The 19,173-nt window shown below is 70.9% G+C and carries 17 protein-coding genes and 1 pseudogene; 7 read left to right on the top strand and 11 right to left on the bottom strand.

The features are described 5' to 3' along the window. Positions 1–7: 7 nt before the first annotated feature. Positions 8–1,021, top strand: a complete 1,014-nt coding sequence (locus OG747_RS37075) for a Gfo/Idh/MocA family oxidoreductase (protein ID WP_405883736.1) — start codon at positions 8–10, stop codon at positions 1,019–1,021. 58 nt (positions 1,022–1,079) lie between these two features. Here OG747_RS37075 and OG747_RS37070 read toward each other — a convergent pair whose 3' ends face one another. Together OG747_RS37070 and OG747_RS37065 are read right to left on the bottom strand one after the other, a co-directional pair. Continuing rightward, entirely contained in the window at positions 1,080–2,252 is a 1,173-nt protein-coding gene (locus OG747_RS37070) for a cytochrome P450 (protein ID WP_405883735.1), read from the bottom strand. A 43-nt stretch (positions 2,253–2,295) separates the two neighbouring features. Beyond that, positions 2,296–2,967, bottom strand: coding sequence for a response regulator (locus OG747_RS37065; protein ID WP_405883734.1), 672 nt, complete (start codon positions 2,965–2,967; stop codon positions 2,296–2,298). Positions 2,968–3,066: 99 nt separating this feature from the next. On the opposite strand from OG747_RS37065, the gene OG747_RS37060 reads away from it, so the two are divergent. Further along, positions 3,067–4,095 (top strand): aldo/keto reductase, encoded by a 1,029-nt coding sequence (locus OG747_RS37060; protein ID WP_405883732.1) that lies wholly within the window; start codon positions 3,067–3,069, stop codon positions 4,093–4,095. Positions 4,096–4,202: 107 nt separating this feature from the next. Here the strand turns inward: OG747_RS37060 and OG747_RS37055 are convergent, their stop codons facing one another. The 3 genes and pseudogenes from OG747_RS37055 to OG747_RS37045 all read right to left on the bottom strand — a co-directional run. After that, positions 4,203–5,465 (bottom strand): sensor histidine kinase, encoded by a 1,263-nt coding sequence (locus tag OG747_RS37055; protein WP_405883731.1) that lies wholly within the window; start codon positions 5,463–5,465, stop codon positions 4,203–4,205. Between the two features lie 248 nt (positions 5,466–5,713). Then, positions 5,714–6,106, bottom strand: coding sequence for a ribonuclease domain-containing protein (locus OG747_RS37050; protein ID WP_405883730.1), 393 nt, complete (start codon positions 6,104–6,106; stop codon positions 5,714–5,716). 275 nt (positions 6,107–6,381) lie between these two features. After that, a pseudogene (locus OG747_RS37045) lies at positions 6,382–6,480 on the bottom strand (dihydrofolate reductase); the annotation flags it as partial. Between the two features lie 184 nt (positions 6,481–6,664). Here OG747_RS37045 and OG747_RS37040 point away from each other — a divergent pair. Further along, on the top strand, positions 6,665–7,672 hold the full coding sequence (locus OG747_RS37040; RefSeq protein ID WP_405883729.1) for a CorA family divalent cation transporter: 1,008 nt from the start codon (positions 6,665–6,667) through the stop codon (positions 7,670–7,672). A 35-nt stretch (positions 7,673–7,707) separates the two neighbouring features. Here OG747_RS37040 and alc read toward each other — a convergent pair whose 3' ends face one another. Together alc and allB are read right to left on the bottom strand one after the other, a co-directional pair. After that, positions 7,708–8,823 carry an allantoicase gene (gene alc / locus OG747_RS37035; RefSeq protein WP_405883728.1) on the bottom strand — a complete coding sequence of 372 codons (1,116 nt, stop codon included), beginning with the start codon at positions 8,821–8,823 and terminating at the stop codon, positions 7,708–7,710. 82 nt (positions 8,824–8,905) lie between these two features. Continuing rightward, positions 8,906–10,228 (bottom strand): allantoinase AllB, encoded by a 1,323-nt coding sequence (allB, locus tag OG747_RS37030; RefSeq protein WP_405885886.1) that lies wholly within the window; start codon positions 10,226–10,228, stop codon positions 8,906–8,908. Positions 10,229–10,523: 295 nt separating this feature from the next. Between allB and OG747_RS37025 the strand changes: the two genes are divergently transcribed. Continuing rightward, positions 10,524–11,327 (top strand): IclR family transcriptional regulator, encoded by an 804-nt coding sequence (locus OG747_RS37025; RefSeq protein ID WP_405883727.1) that lies wholly within the window; start codon positions 10,524–10,526, stop codon positions 11,325–11,327. A gap of 395 nt (positions 11,328–11,722) precedes the next feature. Here OG747_RS37025 and OG747_RS37020 read toward each other — a convergent pair whose 3' ends face one another. Continuing rightward, the gene (locus tag OG747_RS37020) at positions 11,723–12,046 is read right to left on the bottom strand and encodes a DUF5955 family protein (RefSeq protein WP_405883726.1); all 324 of its coding nucleotides are present in this window, start codon (positions 12,044–12,046) and stop codon (positions 11,723–11,725) included. Positions 12,047–12,257: 211 nt separating this feature from the next. On the opposite strand from OG747_RS37020, the gene OG747_RS37015 reads away from it, so the two are divergent. Both OG747_RS37015 and aceB read left to right on the top strand, forming a co-directional pair. After that, positions 12,258–12,857 carry an NTP transferase domain-containing protein gene (locus OG747_RS37015; protein WP_405883725.1) on the top strand — a complete coding sequence of 200 codons (600 nt, stop codon included), beginning with the start codon at positions 12,258–12,260 and terminating at the stop codon, positions 12,855–12,857. A gap of 187 nt (positions 12,858–13,044) precedes the next feature. After that, positions 13,045–14,670, top strand: coding sequence for a malate synthase A (gene aceB / locus OG747_RS37010; protein ID WP_405883723.1), 1,626 nt, complete (start codon positions 13,045–13,047; stop codon positions 14,668–14,670). A 46-nt stretch (positions 14,671–14,716) separates the two neighbouring features. On the opposite strand, the gene OG747_RS37005 is transcribed toward aceB, so the two are convergent. The 3 genes from OG747_RS37005 to OG747_RS36995 are packed head-to-tail and all read right to left on the bottom strand — an operon-like array spanning position 14,717 to position 17,539. Next, positions 14,717–15,001 (bottom strand): SelT/SelW/SelH family protein, encoded by a 285-nt coding sequence (locus OG747_RS37005; protein ID WP_405883722.1) that lies wholly within the window; start codon positions 14,999–15,001, stop codon positions 14,717–14,719. 17 nt (positions 15,002–15,018) lie between these two features. Then, a complete protein-coding gene (locus OG747_RS37000) occupies positions 15,019–15,930 on the bottom strand; it encodes a HipA family kinase (protein WP_405883721.1) in 912 nt (303 codons plus the stop codon). A 43-nt stretch (positions 15,931–15,973) separates the two neighbouring features. Continuing rightward, complete coding sequence (locus OG747_RS36995) at positions 15,974–17,539, bottom strand: IucA/IucC family protein (RefSeq protein WP_405885884.1); 1,566 nt, start codon at positions 17,537–17,539, stop codon at positions 15,974–15,976. An 86-nt stretch (positions 17,540–17,625) separates the two neighbouring features. Here OG747_RS36995 and OG747_RS36990 point away from each other — a divergent pair, with 86 nt between their 5' ends. Further along, positions 17,626–19,134, top strand: a complete 1,509-nt coding sequence (locus OG747_RS36990) for an IucA/IucC family protein (RefSeq protein WP_405883720.1) — start codon at positions 17,626–17,628, stop codon at positions 19,132–19,134. The last annotated feature ends 39 nt before the right edge of the window (positions 19,135–19,173 follow it).

Raw genomic sequence — 19,173 nt, 5'->3', positions numbered from 1 at the left:
TGTTCCCATGCGCATCGGACTTATCGGAACAGGTCGTATCGGTACATTTCACGCGACCGTTCTCCACCGCCACCGCGAGGTCGGCTCCTCCCTCATCGTCACGGACGCGGACTCAGTAAGGGCTCATGCGCTCGCGGACCGTCTGGGCGCGACGGCTGCGCCCAGCGTGGACGAGATCTTCACCTGGGGCGTGGACGCCGTGGTCATCACGGCGGCCACCTCGGCGCACGGCGAACTGATCGGTCGGGCAGCGCGCCTGGGGCTCCCGGTGTTCTGCGAGAAGCCCATCGCCCTCGACCTGCCGGGCACGCTGTCCGCGCTCGCCGAGGTGGACGCCGCCGGCACGATCCTGCAGCTGGGCTTCCAGCGCCGCTTCGACGTGGGCTACACGAACGCGCGCAAGGCGGTGCGCTCCGGGCGGCTCGGACGGCTGCACACCATCCGCGCGATGACCTCCGACCAGTCGCCGCCCCCGGCCGCCTACCTCCCGCTCTCCGGCGGCCTCTACCGCGACTGCCTCGTCCACGACTTCGACATGCTGCGCTGGATCACGGGCCACGAGGTCGTCGAGGTGTACGCGATGGGCTCGGACGCCGGACCGTCGATGTTCCGCGAGGCGCACGACATCGACACCGCCGCCGCCGTCCTCACCCTGGACGACGGCACGCTCGCCACGGCGACCGCGACCCGGATGAACGGCGCGGGCTACGACGTCCGTATGGAGCTGGCCGGCGAGCTGGACCAGATCGGCGTCGGCCTGGACGACCGTACGCCGATCACCTCCACCGAACCGGCCGGGCCGCCGGCCGCCGACAAGCCGTGGACCGGCTTCCTGGAGCGCTTCGGACCCGCCTACGAGGCCGAGCTCGCCGCCTTCGTCGATGTCGTCCGCGGCGAACGCGCCAACCCCTGTGACGGGCAGGAGGCCCTGCACGCCCTGCGCATCGCGGAGGCCTGTGAGCTGTCGCGGCTGGAGCGGCGCCCGGTGCACCTGGCGGAGATCCCCGGCGGACGGGACTGATCCCGAGGCCCTGCGGTGCGGCCCCTCGCTCAAGGAGCCGCACCGCCGGACCGACCGTTCACCAGCGCAACGGCAGACTGCGCAGACCGCGCATCAGCATGCCGCGCAGCCACTCGCCAGGAGGCCCGTCGAGAGCGAGATCCGGACAGCTCTCCAGCAGCGAACGCAGCGCCACACGGGCTTCGAGACGGGCCAGGGGCGCACCCAGGCAGTAGTGAACGCCGTGCCCGAACGCGAGATGGCTCTGCGCATCGCGGCGGATGTCGAAGCGGTCCGGGTGCGGGCAGTGCGCCGCGTCCCGGTTGGCGGCGTCGAGTCCGATGATCACCGCGTCGCCCACCCCAATGGCGCTGCCACCGATCTCCATCGGCTCCGCCGCATAGCGGTACGTCGCCGTCTCGACCGGTCCCTCGAAGCGCAGCAGCTCCTCCACCGCGCCGTCCAGGAGGGTCATGTCGGCCCGCAGCGCGGCGAGTTGGTCGGGATGGGTGAGCAGAGTGTGCACACCGGTCGTGATCAGATTGACCGTCGTCTCGTGCCCCGCGACCAGCAGGATGAACGCCATCCCGCGCAACTCGTCGCGGGAGAGCCGGTCGCCGTCCTCGGCCCGGGTGCGGATGAGGTCGCCGAGCAGATCGTCGGCGGGTGCCGTGCACCGCTTGTCCTCGATCAACTCATCGAGATAGGCGGCCAGCTGCTGGACGGCGACAAGCTCGGAATCTCCACCCGTCGGCGCCACGATCTCGTTCGACATCGCGCGGAACGCCGCCCGGTCGATGTCCGGGACGCCCAGCAGCTCGCAGATGACCGTGATGGGCAGCGGATAGGCGAAGGAGTCCACCAGGTCGGCGCGCCCCTTCGGCAGCATCTCCTCCAACAACTCGTCGGTGATCTGCTGGACACGCGGACGCAGCGCCTCCACCCGCCGCATGGTGAACGCGCCCGCGACGAGCGAACGCAGCCGGGTGTGCTCCGGCGGATCGGAGATCAACAGATAGCGGCCCATCAGCTCCGCTTCGAGCAGGCTGAGTCCTCTCTTGCTGTTGTCCTTGGAGAGCCGCGGGTCGGCGAGCGCGGCCCGCGCCTCCTCGTACCCCACAACGAGCCAGCAATCGTACGAGTCGGGCGGTGGCATCCGCACCCAGTGGACGGGACCGCGCTCGCGCAGCTCCGCGTACACCGGAAACGGGTCTCTCGTGAAGCCCGGTCCGTACTCCCCCAGGTCGATCATGCTTCCCCTTCCCGTCACCCCCTCCAACGCACGGGCGCCGCACTCAGTGCCCGTCCCCTTCCAGAAATCCCGCGTCGTAGGTCAACAGGGCGATCTGCACACGGTTGTTGAGGTCGAGCTTGGCGAGGATGCGGGAGACATGGGTCTTGACGGTGGCGACGCTCATGTACAGCTCGGCGGCGATCTCGGCGTTGGAGGCACCACTCCCGACGGCCACGGCGACCTCGCGTTCACGGTCGTTGAGCACGCCGATCCGGGAACGCGCGGTCGTACGTCGGGTACCCGACGGGCCACCGGCCGCGTGCTCCATCAACTGACGGGTGACAGCGGGCGAGAGCACGGGATCACCGGCCGCGACCCGCCGCACCGCGGCAAGGATCTCCACCGGCGGAGTGTCCTTGAGAACGAACCCGGCGGCCCCCGCGCGCAGGGCCCGCAACACCTGGTCGTCGGCGTGAAACGTGGTCAGGACCACGACCTGCGGAGCGTCCTTGCGCCCCCGTAACCGCTCGGTGGCCGTGAGCCCGTCGACCACGGCCATCCGGATGTCCATCAGAACGACATCCGGGCGGGTGCGCTCGACGAGCGCCTCGACCTCACCGCCGTCGGCGGCCTCACCGACGATCTCGATGTCGTCGGCCCCGCCCATCATGAAGGAGAGGCCGGCCCTCACCAGCGGATCGTCGTCGACGAGGAGCAGTCGGATCGCGTTCATGGTGCCTACCGTAGGTGCGCGCCGACGTATTTCCGTCCCCCGGACCGCGACCGACGACTACCGTCGGTCGCCACGGCAGTCGGCTCTCGGAGGACTTCAGTGCGCTATCGGCTCTTGGGCAGGACCGGCCTTCGCGTCTCGGAGCTGTTCCTGGGTGCCATGACGTTCGGGGAACAGGGAGGCGTGGGAGCGCCCAGGGAGGAGTGCGCGCGGATCCTCGACGCGTACGCGGAGGCAGGCGGCAACGTGGTGGACACCGCCGTCAACTACCGCGGCGGAGCCAGCGAGGAGATAGTGGGGGACTTACTCAAGGGCCGACGCGACCGTTTCGTCCTCTCCACCAAGTACACGGTCTCGCGCGACGGCACCGACCCGAACGCCGCCGGAAACCACCGCAAGAACCTCACCCTCTCCCTGGAGACGAGCCTGCGGCGCCTCGGAACCGACTACATCGACGTCTACTGGGTGCACATCTGGGACCGGAACACACCGGTCGAGGAAACCATGCGCGCCCTGGACGACGCCGTGCGTTCCGGAAAGGTCCTGTACGTGGGCATCTCGGACGCTCCCGCCTGGATCGTGTCACGCGCCAACACCCTCGCCGAGTGGCGGGGTTGGTCCCCGTTCGCCGCGCTCCAGGTGCCCTACAGCCTGCTCAGCCGCGACGCCGAGCGCGAACTCCTCCCCATGGCCGAGACATTCGGCATGTCGGTAGCCGCCTGGAGCCCCCTCCAGAACGGCGTCCTGTCCGGCAAGTACACCCGCCCGGGCGGCGTGGTCCCGGGCACGGCGACCCGCCTCTCCCCCGAGGCCATCGGCGAACTCGAACGAACCGTGGCCGAGACGGTCCGGTCAACGGCCGACGAACTGGGCGCGACCCCCGCCCAGGTGGCCATCGCCTGGACCATGGCCCACTCCCCCACCGTCCACCCCATCGTGGGCGCCCGCCATGTCACCCAGCTCACCGAGAACCTCGGCGCGACCCGGCTCACCATCCCCGACGACCTGCTGACCAAGCTGGAGGAGGCCACGGGCTTCCGCACCGGCTTCCCCACGGACTTCATCGAGGAGACATCAAGCTGGGTGTACGGGACAGCGGGCCACCGCGTGGTCCCCCGCAGGCCCTGACACACCAGCAGCCGCCCGTCGGCGCGGAGACCCCTGCCCCACGCACCCGCAGCCGCCGTGCCACAGAAGGGGTCGTACCGGCACGGCCCCGCCCCACCCGCCCGGCGTCAAGCGCCCCACGCCAGCCAGGCCCGTACCGCGAAGCCCCCGCCCTCGTCGGGCCCGTGCTCCAGCCGCCCGCCGGCCAGGGTGGCCCGCTCGGTCAAACCGATCAGCCCCTGCCCGGAACCGGGCACATGCGGCACGTCCCCCGGCGGTGCCGGGTTGCGTACGGACACGCTGAGGCCGTCACCCGGGGCGCCCGAGACACAGACCGTGACCTCGGCACCCGGGGCGTGCTTACGGGCGTTCGTCAGCCCCTCCTGGGCAATGCGGTACGCCGTCCGACCGACGGAGGCGGGCACGGCGGCGGAGCCGGTGACACGGCGATCAAGGACGACCTTCATGCCCGCCGCACGCGACTCGGACACCAACGCGTCCAGCCCGGCGAGCGTAGGCTGCGGCCGCCCCGCGTCATCGGAGTCACCCGCCCTCAGCACCCCTATGATCTCCCGCAGATCCTGCAGCGCCTCGTGCGCGCTCTCCCGGATCACCCCGGCAGCCCGCGCCACCTCCTCGCGGGGCGCGTCCGGCCGGAACTCCAGCGCCCCCGCGTGCACGCTCAGCAGCGTCAGCCGGTGCGCGAGCACATCGTGCATCTCGCGCGCGATGGCCTCGCGTGCCAGCCGCTGCGCCTGCTCGGCCCGCAGCGCGGCCTCCGTCTCGGCCCGCCGTGCCCGGTCCCGCAGACTCAGCATGAGCTGTCGCTTGGACCGTACGAACATGCCCCAGCCGACGACCGCCGCGGTCACCAGCGCGGTGACGAAGACGGCGGCGACGTACGGCAGATCGGGATCGGGACGCAGCCAGAGGTAGACCGGAAGCAGCGCGAGTTGCAGCCCGGCGATCCAGCCCACGTACTTGAAGGGCCGGTGCACGGCCAGTGTGAAGAGGGCGACCATACCGGCGCCGCCCGCGGTGTTCGAGAGCAGTCCGACAGGCACCATCGCCACAGCGAGCCCCAGCGGCCGGCGGCGCCGGAACCACACCGCTCCGCAGGCGAGCACACCGAGCAACTGGTCGACGACGGCGAGGCCGTGCGGGATGTCCGGTTCACGGCTCACCGAGTGCGCGGCCATCGCCCCGATGACGACGGCCAGCAGGAAACACCCGAAGTCGACCACCCAGTCCCGCACGGTACGCCGCGCCCGTCCGCCCCGCCCCGCCCGCTCGGAGTCGAGCTCCGCGACCACGGCCGACGGCAGCAGCCAGCGCCGCCCGGGCAGAACGGGTGTCACAGGCACCGGATTGTCACCACTCACGGTCGACAAATCTATGAGGAGATGGCCGCCGCCACCTCCCCCGCGCCCGGAATCACCGACGAAAGTAGCGGCGCTTCAGACTTTCGTCCTTCCGCTCCTTCGACGCCTTCGACATGCCTCGCTCTTTCGACATGCCTCGCCCCGCGGCCGACGAACGTGGGGGGAGCCGCGGGGCGAGGGTCTTGCTGCGGAGCGGTCGAACTGTCGAGCGGTCAAACTACCGAGCAGTCAAAGCAGTCGTACGGTTCACCCTCGGATCAGCAGCTGAAGTTGATCAGGTTGAACGTGACGTAGTGGTCCGAGGTGTAGTAGTCCTCCTGCGTCTTCTTGCCGGTCACGATGCGCTTGGCGCCACGCGTCGAGGAGCCCGGCGTGATGACGGTGTACTCGTGGTAGTACCCGGTGGACTGGGAGGGGAGGACACCCTCCCGGTTCTGGAACACGACCCCGTCCTGGGAGTACGGGAAGGGACCGCCGGACGCGATCAGGTCCAGCGTGTCGTACGCCTGCGACGGCAGGCTGCCGTAGCAGATGCTGCCCACGGCGGTGGCCGCCGCGTCGGCGGGGACCACGGCGGTGCCGCCGATGAGCAGCGCGGACATGAGGGCGACCAGGGCGCCGATACGAGTGGTTCGTGGGGGGAATCTCATGGCTATAGAATGACGCGCGTAGACCGTGGCATGTCAATGTCAAGGCAGATGATTTCTCCCGCCAAGTCCGATGAATTTTCCGGGAGTTAACCTGCCGCCGACTGCCCCGGGACGGCGAAGTCCGCGGCCGACGCCCTACCGGCGGGGATGCGTGCAGGGGCTGCACGGTTTCAGGAGCCGCTTCAGCGGCTGCTCTCGTGGCTTCAGTAGCTGCCGTAGATCGGGCGGCCTTCCGGCTGGTACGCAGGATCGCCACGCCTGTGCCGGTGGTACTGGTAGGTGCGCCTGCCGAGCAGGAAGGCGTCCGCGGGGGAGAAGACGTCGGTGATGAACCGTCCGAAGCCCTCGTCCCCGTAAGGAACGCTCCAGCCGCCACGAAGCCGGTGCGGGTGAGCTCGCCCATGGCGGTGCCCGCTTCCTTCGCGTGCCTCGAGAACAGCCCTCCAGCCGCTGGGGGGGACACGGCGCATCCTTCGGTCAGCTGCTCGCGGGGCCTTCAGCGGTAGTGTGCCGATGGACGTTGCAGTGTGCACACGACGCCATCCACGGTGAGGGGCGATGATCGTTTCGGTGGTGTCGATGCCGGAGGGCGTCGTCGCTCGCACGGGGTTGGCACAGGCGAGGGAGCGTCTGGCGACCTCCGGTTTCGTGATCGTGGACATCGACCAGGGAGACGAACCCCCGCTCGACGTCGAGCCGCTCTCCCGTCGGCTCGGACTGGATGACCCCGCCTGGGAGTGGCTCGGCCGACCGGACGAACACGTCCGGGCCGAGTACCACGCGGGCACCGCCGTCGGCGTCGTACCGGTGGTCCGCGGCAACCAGGTCACCCATATCCATGTTCTTTCCGACGACCGGCACTTCATCACGGTGCATCATGGGCCGGTCGAACTGATCGAGACCTTCTTCGACCGTTTGCCGCAGGATCTGCCCCCCGACTCGGTGACGACGCTGTTCCTGTTTCTGCAAGGGGTCCTGGAGACCTTTCGCCGGGCCGTCACGCAGGCACATCTGGAGGTCGAGGACCTGGAGGAAGCGATGTTCGAGCAGCGGCAGCCGGAGCAGGTCCACCGTCTGGCCCGGCTGCGGCAGCACGCGGCCCATCTGCATCGCGCGTTCCTGCCCTACTCCGCGGTCGCGCAGGAGATCCTCGTACGTCGCCGGATGGCGAATCACGACCTCCCGGAGAGGCGACAGGCGATGAACCGCCTGCACGAGCACACCGTGCAGCTGGTACTCGTGGAGATCGAGGCGCTGCGGGACGCGGCCCTGCGAGCCGCGAACAACTACTCGTCTCTCGTCGCCGATCAGCAGAACGTCGTGATCAACAGACTCACCATCGTCTCGATGATCTTCCTGCCGCTGTCGTTCCTGACCGGCTTCTTCGGCATGAACTTCGCCTACCTGACCAACGGCCTCACGAGCGAGGACTCCTTCTTGGAGTTCGGCTTGGGCCTGCAGGCGGGTGCCGTGGCCGTCGCCCTGTACTACGTGCTGTACCGCACGCACTGGCGGCAGCTGCGCGACAGCCGTCCCCGCGACGCCGCCGCCGACGACGAGCCCTGATCGCACCCCGCCGGGGCCCGCTCGGCGGCGCGGCCTCAGCCGCCGAGCTCCTGGTACCTGGCCGTCAGGGCCGTCGTGCCCTCCTCCGTCAGGGAGCCGAACAGGCGCAGGCGCGAGATACCGCCGTCCGGGAAGATGTCCACGCGCGCGTGGGTCCCGACCACCGGCGCGGCGAGGGTGAAGCGGTGGTTGGTGTCGGGCTGGAGGCGGGTGCGGGGGACGATCTCCGTCCAGTCGCCGGCGTCGCCGTTCTTCACCGACACCGACGCCCAACCGGCGCTGTTGCCCTTCAGGTACGCCGTGTCGATCTCGAGCGCGCGGACCTCGGACTGGGCGACCAGCTGGTAGCCGATCCAGTCGTTGCCCTGGTCGCGTCGGCGGCGCGTCTCCCAGCCGTCGTCCATCTTGCGGGAGCGGCCCGGCTGGATGGTGTTCGTGGCGGGCGAGTAGAAGAGGTTGGACGCGTCCTCGACCTGGCCGCCGTTCTCCAGGGCGACGACGTCGAAGGTGCCGAGTGTGGAGAGCCACGTCGGGTCGGCCACGACCTCGCCGTACACGCGCAGCCGGGCGATGCCGCCGTCGGGGTACTGGTTGACGCGTAGGTGGGTGAAGCGCTGTTCGACGGAGACGGCGAAGCCGTTGGCCGCGTGGCCGCCGACGGGCGTGCGCGGTACGAGCGTGGTCCACTTCACGCCGTCCGCCAGCAGTTCCTCCGGCGACGGGGAGCCGGGGAGCGAGGCCCCCTCGACCGACACCGCCTGGGGGTAGTTGCCGCGGAAGTGAGCCGTGTCGACGACCACGCCGCGTACGACACCGGGCGCGCCCAGCCGCACCAGCGCCCAGTCGTGGTCCTCGGCGGTCGGCCACGGGTGCTCGGCCGAGGCGCCACGGCGCCGCCGTGTCTCCCAGCCGTCCATGATCTTGCCCTTGTGCCCGAAGTGCTCGGGGTCGAACTCGGCCCGCCCGGGCACGAGGAGGTTCTCCCGCTGGGCGAAGAACTCGTCGTTGGCGGCGATGACTCCGGCGCCGAGCTGCCGGTCGGCGAGGTTGGCGTACTGGGTGAAGGGGAAGTCGGCGGTGCGGTAGTCCGCGTACGGGTCGCCGCCTCCGTAGGGGTTCGCGTCGCCGGTGAAGGTGGAAATCGCCGTCACGATGATCGATCTGCCTTTCGAGGGTCGGCCGTTGCGGATGCGGATGCGAGTACGGGTACGGGGGTGGGCGCAGGCGCGCGGATCACGGTTGGCGGGAGAGGAGGTGTCCCGTCGGCTCGGTGAACTCGCCGTCGGCCACGATGCGCTCGCCGCGCAGCCAGGTGGACTTCACGACCCCGCTGAGTGTTTTGCCCGCGTACGCCGTGACCCGGTTGCGGTGCTGCAGCGCGGCGGGGTCCACGGTGAAGGTCTCGTCGGGCGCGAGGACGGCGAAGTCGGCGTCGCGGCCCACCGCGATGGCGCCCTTGCGGTGGTCGAGGCCGACGAGTCGCGCCGTGCGCGAGGACATCCAGCGGACCACGTCCTCCAGGCCGTGGCCGCGCTTGCGGGCCTCCGTCCAGACCGCGGACAGGCTGAGCTGGAGCCCGGAGATGCCGCCCCAGGCGGTCGCGAAGTCGTCCGTCTTCAGGTCGGCCGTGGACGGTGAGTGGTCGGTGACGACGCAGTCGATCGTGCCGTCGGCCAGCGCCTGCCACAGCAGATCCTGGTTGGCGGCCTCACGGATGGGCGGGCAGCACTTGAACTCGCTCGCCCCGTCCGGGACTTCCTCGGCCGTCAGGGTCAGGTAGTGGGGGCAGGTCTCCACGGTGATCCGTACGCCCTCGCGCTTGGCCGCGGCGATCAGGGGCAGCGCGTCGGAGGACGACAGGTGCAGCACGTGCACGCGCGCGTGGAGGCGTTCGGCCTGGGCGATGAGGTTCGTGATGGCCGTGTCCTCGGCGTGGCGCGGGCGCGAGGCGAGGAAGTCGGCGTACTTCTGGCCCCCCTTCTGGGGGGCGGCGGCGAGGTGGTGCGGGTCCTCGGCGTGCACGATGAGCAGGCCGTCGAATCCGGCGATCTCGGCGAGGGACCGGGCGAGCCGGTCCTGATCCAGCTCGGGGAACTCGTCGACCCCGGACGGCGACAGGAAGGCCTTGAAGCCGAAGACTCCGGCGTCGTGCAGCGGGCGCAGGTCCTTGACGTTGTCGGGCAGGGCGCCGCCCCAGAAGCCGACGTCGATATGGGCCTTGGAGCGGGCGGCTTCCCGCTTCGTACGGAGGTGGTCGACCGTGGTCGTCGGCGGGAGGGAGTTGAGCGGCATGTCGACCAGGGTCGTGATGCCGCCGGCCGCGGCGGCGCGGGTCGCCGTCCAGAAACCCTCCCACTCCGTGCGGCCGGGGTCGTTGACGTGCACGTGGGTGTCGACGAGACCGGGCAGGAGGACGTCGTCGCCGAAGTCCTCCAGGCGGGCACCGGGCGGCACCTCGGCGTCGTGCGCGAGCACAGCAGTGATCTTCCCCGCGGCGACCGCGACCGAAGCGGCGCGCGTCCCTTCGGGAGTGATGACGCGCGTCGAGCGCAGCATCAGTTCGACCCATCCGACTTCGGACACCCGGACCCCTCTCCGCCGCTGCTGACTCCCGCTACCGCTGTTAACTTCCACGTAACGGAATTCAACGTTCTGTTGAAGGAGTCTTCACTCCAGCCCTCGCGCCGTCAAGGGCCCGCCTTCCCATCCTGCTCCCTGATCCATCCCTCTGGATATTTCCACGAAATGGAACAAGAATTCCACGAAGCAGAAACGTAACTACGTACCACCAAGGAGTCAACCAAGTCCCGGGTAGGCTGCATCTGCCTGTCAGCCGTGAAAGGACCGCGCCGTGCCTGCGTCCAGCGCCAGCACCACCGACGCCGCCAAGTCATCCGCCCCGAGCGGTGGTGTCCAGTCCCTCGAGCGTGCCTTCGATCTGCTCGAGCGCATGGCCGACGCCGGCGGCGAGGTGGGCCTGAGCGAGCTCTCCGCCAGCAGCGGGCTGCCGCTGCCCACCATCCACCGGCTGATGCGCACGCTGGTGGCCTGCGGTTACGTACGTCAGCAGCCGAACCGCCGGTATGCGCTCGGCCCCCGGCTGATCCGCCTCGGCGAGTCCGCCTCCCGGCTGCTCGGCACCTGGGCCCGCCCCTACCTCGCGCGCCTGGTCGAGGAGACCGGCGAGACCGCGAACATGGCGCTGCTCGACGGGGACGAGATCGTGTACGTGGCCCAGGTGCCCTCCAAGCACTCGATGCGGATGTTCACCGAGGTGGGCCGCCGGGTGCTGCCGCACTCCACGGGCGTCGGCAAGGCCCTGCTGGCGAACACCCCGGCGGACGAGGTGCGCGCGCTGCTCGCCCGTACCGGCATGCCCGCCGCGACGGAGAAGACGATCACCACGCCGGACGGCTTCCTCACCGCGCTGGAGGAGGTGCGCCGACTCGGCTACGCGGTCGACGACAACGAGCAGGAGATCGGCGTCCGCTGCCTCGCCGTCTCCGTCCCCGACTCCCCCACCGCCGCCGCCATTTCGATCTCCGGCCCGGCCGGCCGCGTCACCGACGCGGCCATGGAGAAGATCGTGCCCGTACTGCAGCAGGTCGCGGTGGAGCTGTCGGAGGCGCTGGCGAGCTCGGTCCCGGGCGCCTGACCGGACCGCCCGCGGGCCTCGCCTTCGCAGCGCGCGGCGCGTGCGGCGGTCCGCGCCGCGGCGAGACCGGCGAGCGAGCCGCCGACGCCGACGACGACCCGCCCTGCGGTGGCCATCACGACTCACCTCGGCGAAGCCGTGGCAGCGCGAACCGCACTCCGCCACGGGCGGCCGTGCACCCGGCAACCAGCCTCCCCACCCACTCCCGCACCGGCACCCCCGGCATCCGCTCTTCCTGACGCCGCTGCATCTCCCGCCCTGCCGTCCGAGGTGCTCGACGAGGCCGTACGCCGCCTCGCGACCGCTTTGGACAGCGGGCTCAACACGGCCGGTACGGACTCGGGGCGTCCGCACTGGGTGGCGTGAGCACCGCTGCCACCGCCGACCACCGCCGACTACCGCTGACCCCGCCGTGGCGGTTCTCCGAACAGCTCCACTGCGCTGCGCACATCCGCGAGGCCGGTCGCCAGCGCGCTGACCGAGCCGATCGCGCCCGCGATCAGCAGCAGGGAGCGACGCAGCCGCGGTATCTCGGGGATGCCGCTGACGGCCATCGCGGCGAGGGCCGCGAGCTCGTCCTCGGCGATGCCCCGGTCGGGGAACTCGGCGGGGTGCGTGGCGAGTTCACGGCGCAGCCGGGAGACGGCGGTCCGCAGTTCGGCCACTCTCGGGTCCTCGTCGCTGCCGGTCACTGGCCTCTGCCCCAAGCTCCGCAACACAGCTCTCCCCCCTCGCACGCCGTTGTGCGCACGACCTCGCGCGCCGTTGTGCGCACGTCCTTCGCCTGCCGACCCCCCGCCCCGTGGCGATGGTCAGGCGCCGGGGGACGCGGGCAAGTAAACGCCACCCGTGCGGTGGGCGCCACAGCGTGGACCGAAATTCAGCCCCACAAAACCGTGCGGTCGCCGCCGGGTCAGGTATGCAGGACGTATGACGCAAAAGGAAGACCAGGTCGCCGGGCTGCTCCTCGCGGCGGGCGGGGGGCGACGGCTCGGCGGGCGGCCCAAGGCGCTGCTCGAACACCGGGGGCGGCCGCTCGTGGAGTACGCCGTCGGGGTGCTGCGCGCGGCCGGGTGCACGCGCGTCCATGTGGTGCTGGGGGCGCGGGCCGACGCCGTACGGGAGCGGGCGCGGCTCGACGGGTGCGTGCTCGTGGAGAACCCCGAGTGGGAGCACGGCATGGGCTCGTCGCTGCGGGCCGGGCTCGGCTCGCTCGCGGACACGGGTACGCGGGCGGCGCTGGTCTCGCTGGTCGACCAGCCCGGCATCGGGCCGGAGGCGGTCGCCCGGGTTCTCGCCGCCTACAAGGACGACACCTCGCTGGTCTCGGCCGCGTACGAAGGTGTGCGCGGCCACCCCGTCCTCTTCGGCGCCGCCCACTGGGCCGGCATCGCGGCGACCGCGACCGGCGACCGTGGGGCACGCGCCTATCTGAAGGAGCACCAGGACGCGATCACGCTCGTCGAGTGCGGAGATGTGGCACAGGCGTACGACATCGACACGGAGGACGACCTGGTCCACCTTGAGTGAGCGGCGTGGCACTGAGCGCCACCTTCTCTCGACCCGGACAATCTCGACATCAACAAAACATTGAACTTCCACTATGAGGAAACTAGTATCCACTGCTCAGAAGCGCCGAGCTGCTCCGCAGGCGCTGATCGCCCTACCCGGGTCGACTGGCACCCGGTGCCACGCTCGCTGAAGGAAGTGACAGCTCATGTCCGCACCAGCGCCGTCCCCGCTGGCCATCGTCGACGCCGAGCCCCTGCCCCGGCAGGAAGAGGTCCTCACCGACGCGGCCCTCGCCTTCGTGGCCGAGCTGCACCGGCTGTTCACGCCCCGGCGTGACGAGCTCCTCGCCCGCCGTGCGGAGCGCCGCGCCGACATCGCCCGCACCTCCACGCTCGACTTCCTCCCGGAGACCGCCGCGATCCGCGCGGACGACTCCTGGAAGGTGGCCCCCGCTCCGGCCGCCCTGAACGACCGCCGCGTCGAGATCACCGGCCCCACCGACCGCAAGATGACCATCAACGCTCTCAACTCGGGTGCCAAGGTCTGGCTCGCGGACTTCGAGGACGCCTCGGCGCCCACCTGGGAGAACGTGGTCCTCGGCCAGCTCAACCTGATCGACGCCTACACCCGCAGCATCGACTTCACCGACCCGGGGTCCGGCAAGTCGTACGCGCTGAAGGCCGATGACGAGCTCGCGACCGTCGTCATGCGCCCGCGCGGCTGGCACCTCGCCGAGCGTCACCTCGTCGACGCGGACGGCACGCCCGTCCCCGGCGCACTCGTCGACTTCGGCCTGTACTTCTTCCACAACGCGCGGCGTCTGCTCGACCTCGGCAAGGGACCGTACTTCTACCTCCCGAAGACGGAGTCGCACCTGGAAGCCCGTCTCTGGAACGACGTCTTCGTCTTCGCACAGGACTACGTCGGTATCCCGCAGGGCACCGTCCGCGCGACCGTCCTGATCGAGACGATCACGGCGGCGTACGAGATGGAGGAGATCCTCTACGAACTCCGCGACCACGCCTCCGGGCTGAACGCGGGCCGCTGGGACTACCTCTTCTCCATCGTCAAGAACTTCCGTGACGGCGGCCAGAAGTTCGTGCTCCCGGACCGCAACGCGGTGACGATGACGGCCCCGTTCATGCGCGCGTACACCGAACTCCTCGTCCGCACCTGCCACAAGCGCGGTGCGCACGCGATCGGCGGCATGGCGGCGTTCATCCCGTCGCGGCGCGACGAAGAGGTCAACAAGGTCGCCTTCGAGAAGGTCAAGGCCGACAAGGACCGCGAGGCGGGCGACGGTTTCGACGGGTCGTGGGTGGCTCACCCGGACCTCGTCCCGATCGCGATGGCCTCCTTCGACGCCGTCCTCGGTGAGAAGCCGAACCAGAAGGACCGGCTGCGCGAGGACGTGTCGGTCGCGGCCGGTGACCTGATCGCCGTCGACTCCCTCGACGCCAAGCCGACGTACGCCGGTCTGGTCAACGCCGTGCAGGTCGGCATCCGTTACATCGAGGCCTGGCTGCGCGGCCTCGGCGCGGTCGCCATCTTCAACCTCATGGAGGACGCGGCCACGGCGGAGATCTCGCGCTCGCAGATCTGGCAGTGGATCAACGCGGGTGTCGTGTTCGAGAACGGCGAGAGCGCGACTCCCGAGCTGACCCGCAAGGTCGCCGCCGAGGAGCTGGCGAGCATCCGCGCCGAGATCGGCGAGGAGGCCTTCGCGGCGGGCAACTGGCAGCAGGCGCACGACCTGCTCCTGAAGGTCGCGCTGGACGAGGACTACGCGGACTTCCTCACGCTGCCCGCGTACGAGCAGTTGGCCGGCTGAGCCGACCCCGTCTCACTTCTCCGACGGCCTCACTTCTCCGACCGTCTCACTTCTCCGAGTGGCCCAGGGATTTCTCCGGGGCCACTCGGTCGCGTACGAGGCGCTTGACCGCCGTGGGCTCGGGAAAGCCCTGCTCGCGGCGGTCCCAGACGACCTCGTCGTTCACCCGGACGACGAAGACGCCGCCGGTTCCGGGCTTGAGCGCCAGCTCCGTCAGCTCGGTCTCGAACGTGGTGAGCAGTTCCTGGGCGAGCCAGGCCGCGCGGGGCAGCCAGCGGCACTGGGTGCAGTACTCGATCTGGACGCGGTGAGTGGTGTCCTGCGTGGTCATCCGAGTCTCTCGCGTGGTCATCCGAGGTGCACCGACCAATCCTGTTCCGCCGCCGGTTTGCCGTGCAGGTCCGGGACCCGCTTGAGCCAGTTCGGGCGGCCCTGCTGGGTCTTCGCCGCGCGGTCCGCGTCCTCGGCGGCGAGCTGTTCGCGGCTCGGGAAGTCCGTGGGCAGCCAGGCCTCGGAGGCCCGCACGCGGGCGAGGAGGTAGCGGACGTACGCCTCACGCGCCTCGTCGGGCGTCGCGAAGCCGGGCTCCTCCGCGAGCCAGGCGTCCGGCACCTCGCCGGTGACCTCGCGCAGCAGCTCCTCCGTCACCCGGGGCGCGAGCTCGGCGTCGGCGGCGCGGGTGTCCGGGGCGTAGCCGCCGAGGGCGTGGCTGCGGAAGTCGTACGCCTTCTCCGGCGCCGACGCGTCCCAGCGGTGGTGGAAGACGAGGGCGGCGCCGTGGTCGATCAGCCACAGGCGCGGGGGCGCGATGCCGAAGGTCGGCCAGACCATCAGGTTCGAGCTGTGCACCGTGCGGTCCACGTTGACCGTGAGGGCGTCCAGCCAGATGACCTTGCCCGCCTCCAGCGGGTCGACGGGGAAGGTCTCGGCGATCTTCGGGGTGAAGTCCTTCGCGCCCGGCAGATAGTCCATGCCGAGGTTGAGCCCCGCGCTGGAGCGCAGCAGGTCCTGGACCTCCTGGTGGGGCTCGTGCTCGGCGACCGCCGGGTCGAAGTGCACGAGGACCAGCTCGGGGAACCGCAGCCCGAGGGCGCGCGCCAGCTCGCCGACGATCACCTCGGCGACCAGCGCCTTGCGGCCCTGCGCGGAGCCCGTGAACTTCACGACGTAGGTGCCGAGGTCGTCGGCCTCGACGACTCCGGGCACGGAGCCGCCCGCCGTCAGCGGGGTCACGTATCGAACAGCTGTCACGTCGCGCACACCCGCCAGCGTAAAGCAGCGGGTCGCACGACCGGTCCCGCGTTCACGCGCGGGCCAGTGGGTTCGGCAGTGGCAGGTAGCGGGCGTCCGCGCCGTCCGCGCCCGTCCAGCGGAGCAGGAGGTTCGTCTTGCCGGGGAGGGTGGGGGCGGTGAGCAGGTCCGCGATACCGTCCGCGATCCCCGGAAGGCCGTGGCGGGCCAGCTCGGTCCGTACGGCGGGCCAGGGATCCCAGCCCGGGTGGTCTTCGGCCAGCAGCGCGGCGAGTTCCGTCACGTTGTTGACGATCAGGCAGTAGACCAGCCGTTCCCACCCGGTGGCCGGGTCCACGTCCGCGAGCAGCTTCACGCCTTCCGCGTCCCGGAACAGCGCCTGGACCGGTGTGCCCTCGGCGTCCACCGCGACCAGGGTGTTCTGCAGATGCGCCTCCAGGACGACACCGCGCCGCGCGAACGCCTCCAGGACCGGCGGTACGACCTGGCGCAGATACGCCGCCCACCAGGCGGACGGGTCGGTGAGACCGTCGAGGGGACTGCCCTCGAAGCCCTCCACCAGGGCGGCCGCGAGGAGCGGGGTCGCGCCGGGGACGACGTGCTCGCGCAGCCCGTCGCGGACGAGGACCGCGAGTTCCTCGAAGGCGAAGTCGGCGGTGCGGTAGCCGCGGTCGCTCAGCCAGGCGGCGCCCGCGCTCATGTCCGTGAAGGCCGAGGCCGTCGCCGCATCCGTCCGGCGCAGTTTCAGCAGGTCGTGGCGCCACAGCCGACGGATGTCGTTGGTGATGCGCACATCGAGGCTGAACTTGACGAAGACGTCGTCCTCGGGGGCGTACAGCGTGCGGACGGCGGCCGTCGGCCAGAGCGGGCGCGCGGTGCGGCCCAGGCGGATCAGCCGGCCGTCCGCGAAGGCGTCCCGGATCTCCGGGCGGGCGCCGACCAGGTCCAGCTGCCAGGGGTGGGCCGGGAGCAGCCGGTAGCCGGGCGGGACCTCCCCGAGGGCTCCCCCGGTGCCCAGGGCGTCGAGCGCCGTCGTGTCGCCCTCCTCGACGACCGCGTCCTCGCGCACGCCGAGCAGCTCCAGCGGGAAGCGGGCGTACGCCTCGGGCGCGTACGGCAGCCAGCCGGCGACGGGGCCGCCGCCGCGGGCCTTGGGCGCGGGATGGTACGGGTGCCCGGTGATCAGGGACTGCTCGGAGCGGATGTACGGGTCCGCCGGCGGCGGCGCGGTGCGGCGGGCGGTGAGCAGCGCGGCCACCGCGTCCCGGCTGTCGATCATCTCGGCGGGCAGCTCGGAGTTGGACAGGCCGGTGAAGCCGCGCAGCTCCTCGGCCGTGAACTTGACCAACTCGGCGTGGCTGAGCCGGTGCCAGGCGCCGTCGGCGTACACCTCGGCCTCGCCGGGCCGCCGCTCACCGCGTACGCGCAGCAGCTGTCCGTCGGCCAGGAACCGGTACACACCCGGGCCCCGCGCGGGCTCTGCCACCTCCCGCAGCAGACAATTGAGCAGCGGCGCGGCCGCGTACGCGTCGGCGGCCTCCGCTACGTCGTCCATGAGGTTCATGAGGTTCATGGGGGGCATGGGGGGCATGGGGGGCATGGAGTCCACGCGATCCATTCGTTCCATACGGTGCACTGGCGATCAGTATGTCTGTCGGCGCGGGCAACCGCGACGCACAGTCCCCGTACCCAAGGAGCCCGACCGTGCACCGTCCCCCCATGCCCGATGCCGAGGCCGCGCTCGCCGACGAGCTGAGCGCCGTACGCCCCGACCTCTCGGCGGCGTACGCGGCCGGGCTCCCCGGTGCCCGGGCGGCCGTGCTGACCCGCCTGTGGCGGGCGCTGGCCCATGAGCCGATGCCGTGGATCGCGCGCCGCGAGACGGGGGCCGACGGTCTCACGCTTCACCTCACCGACGGGCGGCGGCTGCACGGCCCGCGCGCGGACCCGTACGCCACCGCCGCGTACGTCACGGACGTAACGGTCGACGACGGGTCGTACGAGCGGTCCTACGACCGTCCGGCCCTGCTCATGACGGCCCTCGCCGTCCCCCACGCGCCCGCCTTCGCCGCCGAACTCGACGACAGTGTCGCCTCGCTGGCCCTCTCGCGTGCGAACCAGCCCGCTGCCGACCGCGAGCCCGTGGCCGACTGGGAGTGGGAGCAGCGGGTGGTCGACGGGCATCCGTACCACCCCAACTGCCGTTCCCGGCCCGGGTTCTCGGTGGCCGAGCAGCTCGCGTACGGGCCGGAGCACCGGCCGGTGGTGGAACTCGCCCTCGCGAGCGTGGACGACTGTCTGGTCCGGGGCGAGTGGCCGAAGTGGCTGCGGGACGAGGACCGTTTCCTGATCCCGGTCCACCCCTGGCAGGCGGCCCATGTGCTCCGCCTGCCGCCCCAAGAGGTCGTTCCCGCACACCCGTTGATGTCGTTGCGCACGCTCGCCCTCCCCGACGGTCCGCATGTGAAGACCGCCCTGAGCACCCGGCTGACCTCCTCCGTGCGGGACATCTCGGTCTACTCGATCGAGACGTCGGCGACGGTCTCGGCGTTCGCGGAGGACATGGCGGCCCGCACGGACGGTCTGCTGCACGTCACGCGCACCCTGGGTGCCGTGACGGCCCACTCCCCCGACCTGGCGGCGGTGCTGCGCGAGTCCCCGGAGGTGTACGCGCGCCCGGGCGAGCGGGTCCTGCCGGTGGCCGCCCTCGCGAGCACCGAACTGCCCCGATCGCCGTCCTGGCTGGCGGACTTCACCCGGCTCGCGCTCGGCGTCTGTCTGCGGCTGCTCGACCTGGGCGTGGCCCTGGAGGCGCACGGCCAGAACCTGCTGGTCGTGCTGTCCGCCACGGGCGCCCCGGTCCGGCTCGTCTACCGCGACCTGGCCGACATCCGCGTCAGCCCGGCCCGGCTGGGCCGGCACGGCATCCCGGCCCCGGCGCTGTCCGGGCGGATCGTCACGGATGACGAGACCACCCTGCGCCGCAAGATGTTCGGCTCGCTGATCGGCGGCACGCTGGGGGCGACGGCGGGCTCCTCGGCCGTACTGCGCGAAGCCCTGGAAACCGTCGTACGGGATCTGCCGCGCACCCCGGACCTGGCGGCCCTGCTCGACGAGCCGCTGCCGACCAAGGCGTTGACCCTGATGCGGCTGTCTCCGGAAACCCCCGGGGACATCTGGGCGTGGCTTCCCAATCCTCTCGTCTCCCCATAGTTCGAAGATCGTTTTGAAGCCCGGCACCTTTGATCAATA

This window comes from Streptomyces sp. NBC_01384 (genome assembly GCF_045040035.1).
GTDB lineage: Bacteria > Actinomycetota > Actinomycetes > Streptomycetales > Streptomycetaceae > Streptomyces.
This window is presented reverse-complemented; position numbering and strand designations above follow the sequence as displayed.

Coding starts and splice junctions, on each gene's coding strand:
- OG747_RS37040 (WP_405883729.1), top strand. CDS start 6,665: ATGATCGTTTCGGTGGTGTCGATGCCGGAGGGCGTCGTCGCTCGCACG.
- OG747_RS37070 (WP_405883735.1), bottom strand. CDS start 2,252: ATGATCGACCTGGGGGAGTACGGACCGGGCTTCACGAGAGACCCGTTT.
- allB (WP_405885886.1), bottom strand. CDS start 10,228: ATGCTGCGCTCGACGCGCGTCATCACTCCCGAAGGGACGCGCGCCGCT.
- OG747_RS37050 (WP_405883730.1), bottom strand. CDS start 6,106: ATGAGATTCCCCCCACGAACCACTCGTATCGGCGCCCTGGTCGCCCTC.
- OG747_RS37015 (WP_405883725.1), top strand. CDS start 12,258: ATGACGCAAAAGGAAGACCAGGTCGCCGGGCTGCTCCTCGCGGCGGGC.
- OG747_RS36995 (WP_405885884.1), bottom strand. CDS start 17,539: ATGGATCGCGTGGACTCCATGCCCCCCATGCCCCCCATGCCCCCCATG.
- OG747_RS37005 (WP_405883722.1), bottom strand. CDS start 15,001: ATGACCACGCAGGACACCACTCACCGCGTCCAGATCGAGTACTGCACC.
- OG747_RS37065 (WP_405883734.1), bottom strand. CDS start 2,967: ATGAACGCGATCCGACTGCTCCTCGTCGACGACGATCCGCTGGTGAGG.
- OG747_RS37075 (WP_405883736.1), top strand. CDS start 8: ATGCGCATCGGACTTATCGGAACAGGTCGTATCGGTACATTTCACGCG.
- aceB (WP_405883723.1), top strand. CDS start 13,045: ATGTCCGCACCAGCGCCGTCCCCGCTGGCCATCGTCGACGCCGAGCCC.